The 13,394-nt window shown below is 58.2% G+C and carries 11 protein-coding genes and 3 pseudogenes; 6 read left to right on the top strand and 8 right to left on the bottom strand.

The window, feature by feature from the left end:
• The first annotated feature begins 75 nt into the window (after positions 1 to 75).
• The 3 genes from HVO_RS01920 (at position 76) to HVO_RS01910 (ending at position 2,609) form a co-directional block, all read left to right on the top strand.
• Positions 76 to 525, top strand: a complete 450-nt coding sequence (locus HVO_RS01920) for a hypothetical protein (protein ID WP_004043309.1) — start codon at positions 76 to 78, stop codon at positions 523 to 525.
• A gap of 351 nt (positions 526 to 876) precedes the next feature.
• Positions 877 to 1,800 (top strand): helix-turn-helix domain-containing protein, encoded by a 924-nt coding sequence (locus HVO_RS01915; protein WP_013035100.1) that lies wholly within the window; start codon positions 877 to 879, stop codon positions 1,798 to 1,800.
• Positions 1,797 to 2,609: a DUF6036 family nucleotidyltransferase gene (locus HVO_RS01910; RefSeq protein ID WP_013035121.1), complete on the top strand. Its 813-nt coding sequence runs from the start codon at positions 1,797 to 1,799 to the stop codon at positions 2,607 to 2,609. The genes HVO_RS01915 and HVO_RS01910 overlap by 4 nt, the downstream gene beginning before the upstream one ends.
• A gap of 128 nt (positions 2,610 to 2,737) precedes the next feature.
• On the opposite strand, the gene HVO_RS01905 is transcribed toward HVO_RS01910, so the two are convergent.
• The 7 genes and pseudogenes from HVO_RS01905 to HVO_RS01885 all read right to left on the bottom strand — a co-directional run bounded on the left by HVO_RS01905 (position 2,738) and on the right by HVO_RS01885 (position 9,112).
• Positions 2,738 to 3,457, bottom strand: a complete 720-nt coding sequence (locus HVO_RS01905; protein WP_049941486.1) for a methyltransferase domain-containing protein — start codon at positions 3,455 to 3,457, stop codon at positions 2,738 to 2,740.
• A gap of 250 nt (positions 3,458 to 3,707) precedes the next feature.
• Positions 3,708 to 3,950, bottom strand: a pseudogene (locus tag HVO_RS21170) (DUF7558 family protein); the annotation flags it as partial.
• Entirely contained in the window at positions 3,947 to 5,245 is a 1,299-nt protein-coding gene (locus HVO_RS01900; RefSeq protein ID WP_004043314.1) for an RNA-guided endonuclease InsQ/TnpB family protein, read from the bottom strand. The gene HVO_RS01900 and the pseudogene HVO_RS21170, both read right to left, overlap by 4 nt.
• Before the next feature lie 134 nt (positions 5,246 to 5,379).
• Positions 5,380 to 5,475: pseudogene (locus tag HVO_RS21595) on the bottom strand (DUF7558 family protein); the annotation flags it as partial.
• Between the two features lie 16 nt (positions 5,476 to 5,491).
• On the bottom strand, positions 5,492 to 6,844 hold the full coding sequence (locus HVO_RS01895) for an IS4-like element ISHvo11 family transposase (RefSeq protein ID WP_013035119.1): 1,353 nt from the start codon (positions 6,842 to 6,844) through the stop codon (positions 5,492 to 5,494).
• Between the two features lie 67 nt (positions 6,845 to 6,911).
• Positions 6,912 to 7,571: a hypothetical protein gene (locus HVO_RS01890; RefSeq protein ID WP_004040996.1), complete on the bottom strand. Its 660-nt coding sequence runs from the start codon at positions 7,569 to 7,571 to the stop codon at positions 6,912 to 6,914.
• 182 nt (positions 7,572 to 7,753) lie between these two features.
• Entirely contained in the window at positions 7,754 to 9,112 is a 1,359-nt protein-coding gene (locus HVO_RS01885; protein ID WP_004040995.1) for a site-specific integrase, read from the bottom strand.
• Positions 9,113 to 9,171: 59 nt separating this feature from the next.
• Between HVO_RS01885 and HVO_RS19715 the strand changes: the two are divergent.
• The 3 genes and pseudogenes from HVO_RS19715 to HVO_RS01875 all read left to right on the top strand — a co-directional run.
• A pseudogene (locus tag HVO_RS19715) lies at positions 9,172 to 9,270 on the top strand (peptide-methionine (S)-S-oxide reductase MsrA); the annotation flags it as partial.
• Between the two features lie 721 nt (positions 9,271 to 9,991).
• Positions 9,992 to 10,816 (top strand): ParA family protein, encoded by an 825-nt coding sequence (locus HVO_RS01880; protein ID WP_004040993.1) that lies wholly within the window; start codon positions 9,992 to 9,994, stop codon positions 10,814 to 10,816.
• Entirely contained in the window at positions 10,809 to 11,387 is a 579-nt protein-coding gene (locus HVO_RS01875; protein WP_004040992.1) for a hypothetical protein, read from the top strand. The genes HVO_RS01880 and HVO_RS01875 overlap by 8 nt, the downstream gene beginning before the upstream one ends.
• A 605-nt stretch (positions 11,388 to 11,992) precedes the next feature.
• Here the strand turns inward: HVO_RS01875 and HVO_RS01870 are convergent.
• Positions 11,993 to 13,243: an orc1/cdc6 family replication initiation protein gene (locus HVO_RS01870; protein WP_004040991.1), complete on the bottom strand. Its 1,251-nt coding sequence runs from the start codon at positions 13,241 to 13,243 to the stop codon at positions 11,993 to 11,995.
• Positions 13,244 to 13,394: the final 151 nt, after the last annotated feature.

The raw sequence follows: 13,394 nt of genomic DNA, 5'->3' as shown, positions 1-13,394 counted from the left end.
GGTCGATGGCGCGATGGAAACGAGCTGAGGAATCCCACAGAAAGCATATAATGTTCTTCAAATAACCAATCAGTAATGCCGATAGACACGGACTCTGATGAGTGGGAGAACGGCCATCGGTTTGATTGGACCGCTGTCCATATTCGTTCGATTTTATCCGAAGACGAAGCCATGACGCTAGACGAGATTGCCGATGAACTTCTCGAACAAAAACCGGATATAATACCCAAAACGATGCGAGAAGATGAGCGAGCATTGAAGACCTATCTCTATCGGGTCCTCGAGAGGCAATCTCGAAGAGATCTTGTCGAGGATCGGGCAGTCACTGAATCTGATGGCACAGTCGAAATCTATTACGCTAACTCCGGCAAACCCGGGGTTTTCCCGTTAGCCGAGATTATAGACAACTTCCCTCGTCGATTTAGTAAACTGGAAAAAGAGCTTGAAAGTACTGATGACGAGGTAAACGAACTCGAAGGACGACTAACCCAGCTTGAGTACCAGTTCCGAGAAGAGCACTGGTAGTCGCTATTCTAAGTGAGGGTTGTCATGGCGTGGGTTGGGGCCACTTGATTCGATTGTGTTTTTGATCCAGTCCAGCAATGGCGAGCGGGGCGGGCCGGTACGTACACACCTGACCAACCGGCCACGTCGCTTGATGGACCAACAACAATCCTGGCGGACTCAGAAAGGGCGAGGGCGTCTCGGCCGTCCCCCGACCCCGCAAGCACCGCAGGCACGAGGCGCGCAGCGGCGGTCGCGGGACGTCGAGCGGCCGAGGGCTTTCATCCGTTATGCTCACGTCCTCGACAGAGTTAGCTCTGCGTTGCAAAATACCGAAGCGATTTATATATTGGTTCGCTAGTATGCAACAGGATGCTCACAGAAGGTGAGGTTCGCGCCCTTACAGCCTTCCACGGTGAGCAGACGGTCTCTGAACTCGCGACGAATCTCGATCGGAGTCTCAGCTACACCTCAGAACTCGTCGAGCGGCTCGAAACGACTGGCCTCGTCGAGACACGTCGACAGGGGAAAACAAAGCGGATTCGACTGTCGGACGCAAAGGCCCTCGAGTTACTCACGGACCTCACGCAACAGTATTCACACATCGACTGGCCGGAGCTGTTGTCAGGGGCAGCTATCCGTGTGTGCTACTACCTCGACACCCCACGGACCGCGACCGAACTCGCACGCCGCGCCGACGTCCACCGAAGTACCGTCCACCGTGCGCTAGCCCCGCTTCAACATCGCGGAATCGTCTACCAAACTGATGACGGCGCGTACGCACTGAATGACGGCTTCGAACAGCTGAGCGTATTCGCTCGTGAGCTTGCCCATCACGTCCACCGTCAGACTGTCGAAGAACAGACCGACACCTACACGATTCTGTGGGAGTCTCTGGGCGAGTTCCTTGTGCAGACGACGATAGAAATCGCTGACGAACACTTCATCCCGACAGGCCCAGACCAGTTCCAGCGGTACGGCCTCCCGTTGTTGGCACGTGACCGCCGGTACTACCTCTATTCGGAGGCGACGAGCGAGCTCTCGCCGGAGATCTTGTGCTGTCACATGCTCGTGGTCGATTCGGGCGCACGAACGCAGTCATACTGTCTGCTTCTGCTCAGTCACGTCGACATCGACCGCGACGAACTCCGAGCCCAAGCCACCAAGTACGGCGTCGACGACGTCGTCGACAACCTCTACACGTATCTCGACACCAGCGGTGCCCAGCGGACGTCCCGACTTCCCGAGTGGGAGGACTTCCAGGAACTGGCTGAAGAGTACGAGGTGACGCTATGAGGGCGAGGTTTGATAGTTCATACATCCGGTCGGAGCTCGAGCGCATCGGCCAGCAGCTGGATAACCCACTCACCGTCTTCTTGATTGGCGGTGGGTCGATGGCGTTTCGCGGACTCAAAGAGACGACCAAAGATATCGACCTCATCGTCTCCTCCGGCGACGATCTGAGTCAGCTACAAGCGGTGCTCCTTGAGTTAGGATACGATATCGTCCGGGAACCGGACGAAGAGTACGAAGAACTCGGTGCCCAGCGCATCTTCGAGAACGATGACGGGTGTCGTATCGACGTTTTCAACCAGCAGGTGATCGGCAAGCTGATTCTGTCTCCAGGCATCCGTGAACGGAGCGAACGCTATCTCGATCTTGGGAGTCTCGTGGTCGAACTCGTGAGTCCAGAAGACATCTTCCTGTTCAAAGCGGTTGCCGGTCGGGTGGACGATATCGAGGATATGTTCTCGTTGATGCAGACCGGCCTCGAGTTCGACGTCGTTGAAGCAGAACTCGAGATGCAGGTCGAACTCTTGGAGCAAGAGCTGTTCGTGACGTACGTCAACGAAGCGTTGACCGATCTCACTGAACAACACAACGTGACGACGCCGTTGCACGGCCCCGTGGCGGAGATCACCGAACGCGTCTACGAAGAGCTCGAAGTGCTACACGCGCTTGACGAACCGAAATCGGTGGCTGACCTGCAACAGGAGCTCGACTGGCCAGCAGCGGACGTACAGGAGATTGTGCGACGTTTGGAAGAGAAAGACACCGTCGCGGTAACCGATGGGCGTGTAGAACGTCGCTCAACGACGATTTGACCACGAGGGTGTAGAAAGTGAGACTCTGTTGAAACTTCTAGACTATGACTGGAAGTGCGTGACACACACAGAGGCTGAAGTCAGCATATACGGAATAATCGGGGGATTGCTGGTTCTCAGTGATAGGACTAAGCCTTCGTGAGTACAGCCAACCAGGTATTTGATTCACCCTCCGACTCGGGATGGCCGTAACTGGCTTCGGAAACTTCCCACGACGTTCCTACCGTCGCCTCTCTAAGACGGTCTATGCTGAATAGCTGGAAGAGCAATGTTCTCCCGATTTCACCGTCGTACTCACAGTGAAAAATCCGATATGCTAACCCCGGTGTGGGATCCTCCCGGTAGGCGAAAATGTCCTTTGTAACTTCCAATTCAGGAGCATATCCATGAAGTATAACGGTCGCATCTTCGGTAGTAACAAATGCAAGGTCATCAAGAAACTGTCTAAGACCGTGCATCGACCCTGCGAGCTGTGCCTGTGTCCCAAGTGCAAACGCTGACTGAAACCGGTTACGTCCGAAATGTTCTCGAAGTGAAAACATGTCTGCAAGACGGGCATCATCAACGCCTCTGTCTTGCATAGTCTCTACGAGGTGTTCACTGACCTCAATGGCGATTGTCTCAAACTGTTCTTGAAAATAGAGAGTATCACGCCCTGCGCCAGCGCCCATATCTAGAAGCGGCCCCTCTAACCACGATTCAAACCACTCGTCACGTTGGTATTCTCCAAAATACCATTCTTCGATAGAATGCTCGCGAGTTTCATCACCATCGCGGTCGATAAGTGGTTCCTCTAGCTCGCCAAGGTAATAATCACGGACTGCGCGACCAAATGGATCTGATGCCATACAGTATGATATCATGCCGCAATTGTAATAAAACTGTAATGAGGGTGCTTAGCATTCACACTGTAATGTCTTCTCATGGTGCTAGCCTACTTGGAAGAAAACCTTCGGCACCTAGCTCGTACTCAGGACGAGCCCACACCTTAGACGGTATCGACCCAGATGCTGTATTCGCGCGATGTGTTCAGCACGGCCCAACAAACTATCCGCGCTGAGGATTTCAACAGAGCGGTCTACACCACTTTCCGACCGACTACGACGACTCACTAATTAGATGGTCGTCTAGGTCGCGAGTCCAGTACGTCGCGGGCCCATCGGGACTACATCTCGCACACAGCTGTAGTGGACCTTCCAGGTGGCCGAGTTCGACACGGAACTGTGTGAGGGCTGCAAGCGCATCGACAACGAGACCACAGCTATCGCAGGCGTAATGGTCACGCTCGTCGGGATCGGGATTCGACTGGATCGCGCAGTCGACGCAGATCGGGTGTGTCAGTTACCCACGACTGAAGTCGTGGGCTTGTCAGTGGACTCCCCTTCTGCCGTCGAATCGACGGAGGCGCAGAAATCGCCGTTCAGGTTCAGCGTCCCTGACGGTAGCGCACACTGACAGGGTGCGCCTCCACTCGAAGACTTCTGCCCCGAGTGGAGACGTTTCAAGAGTTTGCGAGCGATGTTTTTGCTCGCGTTATACTCCGCGTTCAGTTCGTACTCACACTTCTGACACACGAACTGGTGCTTCGACCGCCGATTGTCCTCATGCGTAAATCCACACTTGGAACACCGCTGACTCGTGTATGCAGGACTTATCTGTTCAACCCCGATTCCGAACATTTCGGCTTTGTATTCGGTGTACTGGTACAGGCGTCGGAACGCCCATGCGTGGAACCGCTTGGTGCCAGCCATCCGCTTACGAATGTCGGTCAAATTCTCGAATGAGATATGAGTACAGTCGTGGTCGCGGGCTTCTTCGAGAATCTGGTTAGACGCTCGGTGTAGTTCGTCCTGCATCCAGCGGTGTCCGCGGTTTTTCATCGACTGAATCGACAGGTGTGCCGACCGCGTTCCAGTTTGTTGCATCGACCCACGCGTCTTCTCGAACTCTCGGCGTCGATGATTCATCTCGTCGGCGTTCCCGATGAACGCGCCTGTGGACGTCACGGCGAGCGAGCCGTCCACGTTCAGGTCAACACCAAGGACTGTTCTGTGCTTGGCGTCAGAATGAGTCATCGACAGCTCTTGTTCGTCTGTGGTTCGGCGCATCCGTGCGTGGAGGTAGAACGACTCTGTGGCGCGGTCGTATTGCAACGTGGACATTCGGAACTCGTAATCCTCATTCAACAGGTACTCGCCAATCGGCGTTCCCTCGGAGCTGTCGGGAATCACGTAGTCACACTTGACGCGACCGTTCACCGTCGAGAGCGAAACGTGGTCGCGGTGGAACGTCGCTGAACGCTTGTCGTAGACGACGCTCCACGCGTCGAAGTGCGGTTGGCTCGTGTTGTCGCCTTTCTTGAGTCGGGCGACACCGCTTTTCGTGGCCTCGATAGCACGCCGAATCCCTTTCTGAACGAGGTTTGCAGTCAACTCTGTCTCGTTGCGGAGTTGCTCGTAGAGGGCTTTCTCGGCTTTCTGTTTCGAGGTCACGCAGTAGTCGTCCGGGTGTCTCCACGCCCACTCTGCAGTAGTGTTCGCACAGTGGAGGAACTGATTTTTTGTCTGATGGAGGTCGTCGCACCGCTCGTTGGGTACGTCGAGTTTGACCTTGACGGTGCGAATCACGTCCTCCATTCGTATTTCACATATCAGATTAGTTCTTTATAAAACTACGACTTGCGTGGGGGAGTCGGGGTGCTATCGCTCGTGGTTTGTTTCGAGTCGGATTCTTCCCACGGCTGAAGTCGTGGGCTTCCTCCTTGCACCTCTGTGACTCGTTCGTCTTTTCCCCAGGTATGTGCCTCCCCCACGTCTGTACCGGGAACCGCATCGCAGAAGGCACAGCCAGCAAGTGTCTGTTGCATCACCATGCGTTCTAGTTTAGTAGCGATCAAAGCCGAACTCACCTCGTTCAACCTGCTCACGTAACCGTTGCCTGTGTGGATTTGGATTACGCGACGCCCACAGCAACAGCTCGTCCAAATCCGGCAGTTCGTAGCCCAACTCGATCATGAGATACAACTGGATTAGATGACCGTGGCGTTCCACGGCGAGCGAACAGCGACGCCGAGGGAGCCGCGACGCCGACGAGTCGGCGTCTGCGGCGGCTTCGCCCTCTCGCTGTCTTGCCTCGAGCGACCGTAACTCATCCACGATTACACGACTCATCATCAACGAAATTGCGGCCATGATGATCAGCGCCTCGATGATGTAGCCGTCGGTCGTCTTGATCTCGTCCAAGCCGAACCGCGACTTCAACTCCTTGAACAGCAGTTCGACCTCCCAGCGCGCCCGATAGAGCTGCGCGATATCGGGCGCGCTGTAGCTTTCTCTCGCCAGATTCGTCAGATACAGATGGTACTCTTCGCTCTCCTTGTTACGCAGGCCGACCAATCGGAACGACCGGGTCGCGCTGGCGCCCGACCCTCGTTTGCGCTCGAATGAAAGCGTGATGCGTACGTCGATTTCCTGTCGCTGCAGGTCCTCAAGGACGGCCTGCAGCGACTCTCCTTCCAGCGGAATGCTGTTGCCTCGCCACGTTCGCAGTTCTTCGACGATCTCGAAGTTCGCGTTGTCCTTCACCCGGGAGACGAACCACCCGCCGTTCTGGTCGATTCGGTCGAACAACCAGAAGTCGTAGAAGCCTAAATCGAGCAAGATGAGGGCGTCAGCTACCCACTCGCCGGTGGGTAGCTGACTCCGTTCATGAGTCGTCCCATCGGTTGTCCGGAATCGTGTCGGGAGCCCAGTCGAGAGAGATTCGGTGAGGTGAAGTTTCAGTTCGGCTTGATGGTCGCCGGTTGCTGTGTAGATATCAGCGGCGTCCTGGTACAGCGAAACGATGGTTGCGTCAGCAATGAGGACGTCTCGAAAGCGTTCGAGACGGCCGTTCAAATCTTCTCGTCCGGTATCGAGATTCTCGATTGCGTCATCGAGAATCTCTCGAAGGAGTGCAACGAATCCTGGTTCGAACCAGTCGTGGAACGATGCGTAGGAGAGTTCGTCACAGTCAGCCATCTCGACGTAGCGTTCGAGAAATGCTTGGAGAGAGCGGTCTGAGCCAGCAGCGAAGCCAAACGAGAGTGTGTAGAACAGCGCAACGATGTCGAATTTCCGCTCTCGTTGGACGAGATTCGTTGCGCGAGCGCGCTCGCGCAACTCATCAGAGGGAAACGCTCTTTGAATCCGGTCAACTATGACCGAATCCGGTGGGCTGTAGGTCATACTTCCCACCGGGTTTCTCAATCAGGTAGTTGCGACGATATCAAATCAACAGACAGCAACTGGATTCTTCGTTAAACTAGAACGGATGCTCTCGCCGGCTAATATCGGGCATCAGATAGTCTTCGAACGCTTCATAGAATCCGAGAATGTGCCCGTCGTTCCCGGCCATCTCTCGGCCGAGTTCCTGCAGGACTACCTCTCTCATAAATGACGTTCGTTTGGCGAGTTCGGTCGCAAGCTCTCGAGCCGTCTCTATTTCTGGCCGGGAGAACGAGAAGAACCGCTCCAGTAGGCTATCGAGGTCGTCAGTATTGATGGCGTCGGGTGCGTCTCCGAATCGAGGAATTTCGGGTGGGTCTGCTATCTCGGCTTCGGCGACTTGTTCGCCGTTCCGGTAGAGGCGGAACTCGACGAAATTCGTCAAGATAACATTCTCGAACGTGTCCCGATATCTTGTAAGTTGCTCTGTCTCTTCGATAGTGTCGAGGGAGGGACCACTCGGTAGCTTCGCTTCGACATACCCTGTGACTTCATTTGTTCCGCTCCACACTCTGAAGTCCGGGTTCCCGCCGTCCGTTGGGGAAGGAAGTGTGGTGACTTGGACGTCATTATGCCCGTTTTCTTCGGCGTGTTGTTCAAGAAGTTCGCTGAGGTCGCCGTAGTAGCTTTCTTCGCGTGTGTCCCCTGTGCTCGCGGTTTCGGTGAGCGACTGGAGGTATCGCTGAACGTCAGGCATTATGCAATTCCACCGAGAGTGGGGTAAAAAATGCTTTGACGATTTGTAGAGGTTCTTGGCCCAGACGTAGGACGCTTTCCGTGAGCGTGCCGAGAATGAACCAGTATATTTTCACCGTCGTCGGTATTCTCCCCGAGTTGGCGGCGTCCCGCCGGCCCGGTCGTCCTCCGCCGCCAGCGGCGCTACTCCTCGGCCTTCTGCTCGGCTATCGCCGCCTTCACGTCCGGGTCGTCCAGCAGGTCGTACACGAGGTCTATCTTCTCCTTCGTCTCGGCGTCCTCCGGAGGCGTCTGCCGGTAGGAGTCGTTGACTGCTTCCTCCGCGTCCTCGACGGCCTGCTCCGCGTCCGGCGTGAAGGCGAGTCCACAGTACGGGCAGAGGCGGGCGTCCTCCGGCGGACTCTCCCCGCACCGCGGGCACACCTCCGGCGTCAGTTCGCTCTCGTGGTCCTCCGTCTCCAGGTCGAAGGCGTCCCGAGCGGCCCGGATGTGGTCGGAGTCCTTCAGGTGGGCGTAGGTGGACTCCATCACGGAACTGTTCGGCGCGTGGCCGATTTGGTGCTTGATGGCCGTCTCGTCCATCCCGCGGCGGAGGGCGATGGTCACGAAGTTGTGTCGGAGGGCGTGGGGGTACGTCGGCTTGCTGGCGATGGCCGGGTAGTCCTCCGCCGCCCGGTCCGCGAGACGGCCCACGATGCCGCCCAGCGTCGTTACGTCCAGCATCTCTCGGGGCTTGGGGCCGCCGTACTTCGGACGGGACGTGAACACGTACGCCTCCGGGTCGTCCGGAGCCGGGTGTTCCGTGTTGAGGTACTGCTTGACGGTCGCGGACGAGAGTAGGAGGTCCCGCCACTTCCCGTTCGTCTCCGCTCCCTTCAGGCCGTCCGCGTCCGTGTTGAGCCGGAAGCGGTCGTTCTCCAGGTCGAGGTCCTTGATGCGGAGGGAGCGCGTGGCCGTGTTCCGCTGGCCCGTGTAGATGAGGAAGTCGAAGAGGGCGCGGTCCCGCATACAGTCCGCGGCGTCCCGGATGGCCTGAATCTCCTCGCGGGTCAGCATATCCGCCGGGTCTACGGCCTTGTCGTCCGTCTTGAACAGGGTGATGTCCTCCGGGTCCACGCCCACGTCGTCGTGGACGTAGTAGAACTGCCGGAGGGCGTTCTGGTAGACGCGGATGGAGCCTTTCGAGAGGCCGGAGTCCTTCACGTTGTGGAGGTCCCCGTCGAGGAAGCCCTGCATCACCGTGTTCAGTTCCGTCGCGGTCGTATCCGTGAGGGCGACGTGCGGGGCTATCTTGTTGAGGCCGGTGAGGTAGTTCTTGAGGGTCGTGACGGACTTCGTAGACTGACCCTCCGGGCAGTCCACTACGAGGTTGTCCGCGTCGTAGGCGTCAGCCATCGTGAGGATGCGCTCCGCGTCCTCCGCGTCCTCGTAGCCGGGGTGGGTCCGCTCTACTCCCTTCCGCACCTGATGCGTCCCCTCGGTACTGTGGTTCCGAATCCGTTCTCGGGCGTCCTCGTACTGCTGGTCGTACTTCCGGGCCATACTCCCCGTGCGGACACCACCCACTTAGCTCTATAGTATTTTTGCAGGTCACGTCTATCTTCTTCGAGAAAAACCCCAACGACGCGTACTGCCAGTTCCACGCGAGCCCGAAAGTCGAGAAAGTCCGCGAGAAGTTCGCCGACAAACTCGCCAACTGAGCCGGGTGCGGCGGCCGGTGGACACCACCATGTCCGCAGTATTCTCTCGATAGCGCCGCTGAGTAATCGATTTCTGGTGAAGATAGTGACCCGTGCAACGTCGGAGGCGACGTTCGAACAGTCGAAACCGGGCGGACTTCGAGCGCGGTGGAAACCGTGAGGAGAGCGCGGACAGTCGGGGCAGTCTAAACAGTCAAAGCGGTCTCGACAGTCAGAGCAGTTCAAACGGTGCGAACAGCGAAGGCAGTCGAAACCGTCCACGCGGTTCGCACCGCTCGCGAAGTCCGCACCGCTCCCGAGTTTTAGAATTCACATACAGTCTACAAATTGTGGAAATTGTAGAATCTTCAGACAGTTTGTACCGCGTGAGATTCGTACGCTGTGAGAACAGCAAAGAATGCGAGCGATGTCCGAGAATCGGACACGGTGAGCGAAGTAGAGACTTCTCAGGCCGGAACGGAGGCGAGTCACCGGCCGTCGATGGCCGAACGTTTACAATTTGTAGAAATTGTAAAAATCATAAAGAGTGCGGAATGTAGACGAAGTCCCAACGGTTCAAAAGTCGTGGATAAAATTATGTGGCATGCCGCGGAACGTCCGTTCGAACCTCCAGATGTCCGCACAGTCCGCAGTTCAAACGGAGTTTGCACCGCCCAAACAGCAGACACAGTGTAGACTGTGTACAATTTGTAAACATCGCGTTCCGCGGGAGGGCAGATAGGTGTCGCGAGCCGTGAGCGTCTCCCTCCAGAAGGGCGGGGTCGGAAAGACGACGATAGCCATCAACCTCGCCGACGCACTCGCCGCGCGGGGGAACGACGTGCTGTTGGTGGACCTCGACCAGCAGGGGAACGCGACCGAGGGCGTCGGGCTGAAAGACGACTACGAGTCGTTGGAGCCGAACATCGGCGACGTGCTGACCGACGACGACCCCATCGACGTGCGCGAAGTGATACGCGACCGCGAGGGCTTCGACGTGCTCCCGTCTCACGTCGACCTCGACGACATCGAAGACCGCGTTCGGAACTCGACGTTCGGTATGCTCTGGGTCCGTCGTCGAATCGTCGACCCGCTTCTCGGCGACGACTACGACTACATCGTCATCGACTCGCCGCCGAGTCTCGGCCCGCTGTCCGACGCGGCGCTCATCGGAACCGGGAACGTCGTCGTCCCGCTCCTCATGAGCGAACCGAGCGTGAGCGGCTTCGAACGGATGTTCGAACAACAGATCGGCCCGATTCGCCGCGAGGTCGACCTCGACATCCTCGCTATCGTCCCGAACGACCTCACCGGAAACAACGAGGAAAAACGAATCATCCGCGACCTCGAAGACTCGCCCTTCGAGCAGTTCATCCCGCCGTTCGCCCGCTCGGACCTGTTCGACGACCCCGACTCCAAGGGGCCGGGCATCAGACACCGAATCGCGTTCAGTCGCGCCTGGCGCGACGGGAAGACCCTCCGAGAGTACGACCCGTCGAACGACATGTTAGACCGACTCGACCGGCTCGCGGAAATCGTCGAGCACGGAGGGACCGACGATGCCTAAGGAGAACCGATTCGCCGGCCTCGGCGAGGCGATGGAATCCGAGTCGGAACCGGACGCAGAATCCGACGACGAGCAGACCGCGGACGAGGGCACCACTGACAAATCCGAGAAGTCGGAACCCGAACCAGCGGTCGAATCAGAGTCCGAGGGCGACTCTGCGCCGGACTCGAAAGCCGAATCCGACCCGGAGTCAGACGAAGCGAGCGAGAGCGATGACGCGGGCGAAGGCAGCGAAGTCGCTGAGAGGAACGACGGCGACGAAGCCGAAGAGGCAACTGAATCGAACGCCGAGGCAGACGGCGCGGAAAGCGCCGCCGACACGGAGCAGGCGACGGAGACGGCGGGCGGCCCGGCGTTCGAGTTCGAGGCGACGACCGCAAAGAGCATCTACGTCCGAACCGCGACGCTCGACCGACTTGACGACGCCGAGTTCGAAGTCGAGTCGCTCCTCCGCCGAGAACACGACGTGCGCGACCTGACCGGCCGCGAGTTCCACGACGCGCTCGTCCGCGTCGCCGCCGAGTACCCCGAAGAAATCGTCGATGCCGTCCTCGAACGTCGCAACGAGTGACGCGTGGCAAACGAGTCCGGGGAGACCGTACGGTGATGGCGCGGAGCGGGACAAACGAGCGCTGGAAGAGACAGTAAAACCGTTCCGGACATCGGAAAAACAGCGGACAACGCGGTGTTCGAGACCCGTGGTCCGTCGACTGCCGACTGACCAGCGACAATCGACGACGAAGCCGAGATAAGAGATAAGCGACTGGCGAACACCGCCGCGTCCGCTGTTGTCACAGCCCCGAGACCGCAGGTCGATTTTACACGGTGAAAACGCGACATCGAACACCAGTATGTCCGCTGTTGTGACGATGACGAGCCGCACAGAGCATCGCTACCGGGGAGATAGCTCGTCGTGGGCGGACGGTCACACCACGATGTCCGCTGTTTCAGTAGTCGGCTAACGTTGCCGGATTACTGCGGACAGAGTGGTGTTCCGACTGGTCGGGACTGAACCGAGCGGTCGGCGCACCCGACCGAGCCACGTTTCCGCAGAGCAGGTCAACGACCAGTCGTGCCGACGCCGCCACGGGGAACTGTTCCACCGAAACCGGATGTGCCACCGAAACCGGATGCGAGGCCACACCACGATGTCCGCGGTACTGAGCGTCGACCTACCTACTGCTCGATGAAGTCGTCGAGCGTGCTCGTTTTGTCGCCGTCGAGGAAGGGTTCGACCGTCTCGTGAACGCCGACGAGTTCGATGGTGTCGCGCATGGCCGAAACGATAAGTCCGACGTCCATATCGAGGGCGTATTCGCGGTACGTCCCGCCGCGTCGACCCTCGTTTCGCTCGGTGACGGAGACGATACCGAGCATCGCGAGCTCGCTGAGGTGGTCGCGCATCCGCCGCGGGACGAGCGGGTCGCGGTTGGCGAGTTCGGTAAACCGGGTGTAGCGGGGGCGAACGTCACGGGAGCGAATCGGCGTCTCGTCTTCCAGTTCGAGCGTCAAAAGCGAGTAGAGCACGAGGTGGCCGTGTTCGGTCAGTCCGTTGATTCCCTCCTTGATGCGGCCGCGTTCGAGGGCGCGTCGGCCACGTTTGACGTGCTCTTCTTCGATGCGGTCGGTGTCGTCGTCGCGGGCCAGGTCGCCGGCTTTCATCAACAGGTCGATAGATTGGCGGGCGTCCCCGGCGTCTTTCGCTCCGTAAGCGGCACAGAGCGGTATCACCTCGTCGGAGAGGACGCCCTCGCGGAACGCCACTTTCGCGCGCTGTTCGAGGATGGCTCGGAGGTTCTTGGCGTTGTACGCCGGGAAGTGAATCTCCTGTTCGCACAGGGAGCTTTTGACCTTCGGCGAGAGGTCGTCGCGGAACGAGAAGTCGTTGGAGATGCCGATGAGTCCGACCTTCGCCGCGTCGAGGTTCCCATTGGCCCGCGCTCGCGGAAGTTGGTAGAGAATGCTGTCGTCGTTGACGTGGTCGATTTCGTCGAGGACGATGATTATCGTCCCGCCGCAGTCGTCGAGTTCCTGCCAGAGCATCTCGTAGACGGAGCCGAGCGGGTAGCCCGTCGTGCTGATCTGGTTCGACTCCGACCGGAACTCGTTGACGAGGCGGGTCGCAATCTGATACGAACTCGTGAGTCCGTCGCAGTTCAGGAAGACGACGGTGAGGTGGATGTCGTCGTAGTGGCTCGCGTCCTCGCGGAGGTGACCGAGTAAGTACCGCGACGCGGCGGTCTTGCCGACGCCGGTCTTCCCGTAGAGGAAGATGTTGTTGGGCTGTTCGCCGTTGATAACCGGTTGTAGCGCAGCCTGGAAGGTACGGAGTTCCTCGTCACGCCCCACGAGTTCCTCGGGTTGGTAGTCCTCGCGAAGGGCGTCCCGGTCCCGATAGATCTCGGTGTCCCGCTCGAATAGGGGCATACTACCACGGTTCGACCACTTCGTTGATAAAACCACCGCGTCCGGAGTGTCCGCTGTTCTCGTTCTTTATATACTTAGGCGGGAACACACCCCCTCCACTTTGTCCGCTGTTCTGGGAGACGACGGTAACCGGTGGAACAAGTGGATGGGT

Source organism: Haloferax volcanii DS2 (assembly GCF_000025685.1).
Lineage (GTDB): Archaea > Halobacteriota > Halobacteria > Halobacteriales > Haloferacaceae > Haloferax > Haloferax volcanii.
The sequence above is the reverse complement of the archived record's forward strand: the minus strand, read 5'-3'. Positions and strand labels throughout refer to the sequence as shown.

Excerpts from the sequence above, each read along its gene's own strand:
- HVO_RS01920 (WP_004043309.1), top strand. The coding sequence starts at position 76 with ATGCCGATAGACACGGACTCTGATGAGTGGGAGAACGGCCATCGGTTT.
- HVO_RS01915 (WP_013035100.1), top strand. The coding sequence starts at position 877 with ATGCTCACAGAAGGTGAGGTTCGCGCCCTTACAGCCTTCCACGGTGAG.
- HVO_RS01910 (WP_013035121.1), top strand. The coding sequence starts at position 1,797 with ATGAGGGCGAGGTTTGATAGTTCATACATCCGGTCGGAGCTCGAGCGC.
- HVO_RS01905 (WP_049941486.1), bottom strand. The coding sequence starts at position 3,457 with ATGGCATCAGATCCATTTGGTCGCGCAGTCCGTGATTATTACCTTGGC.
- HVO_RS01900 (WP_004043314.1), bottom strand. The coding sequence starts at position 5,245 with ATGGAGGACGTGATTCGCACCGTCAAGGTCAAACTCGACGTACCCAAC.
- HVO_RS01890 (WP_004040996.1), bottom strand. The coding sequence starts at position 7,571 with ATGCCTGACGTTCAGCGATACCTCCAGTCGCTCACCGAAACCGCGAGC.
- HVO_RS01885 (WP_004040995.1), bottom strand. The coding sequence starts at position 9,112 with ATGGCCCGGAAGTACGACCAGCAGTACGAGGACGCCCGAGAACGGATT.
- HVO_RS01875 (WP_004040992.1), top strand. The coding sequence starts at position 10,809 with ATGCCTAAGGAGAACCGATTCGCCGGCCTCGGCGAGGCGATGGAATCC.
- HVO_RS01870 (WP_004040991.1), bottom strand. The coding sequence starts at position 13,243 with ATGCCCCTATTCGAGCGGGACACCGAGATCTATCGGGACCGGGACGCC.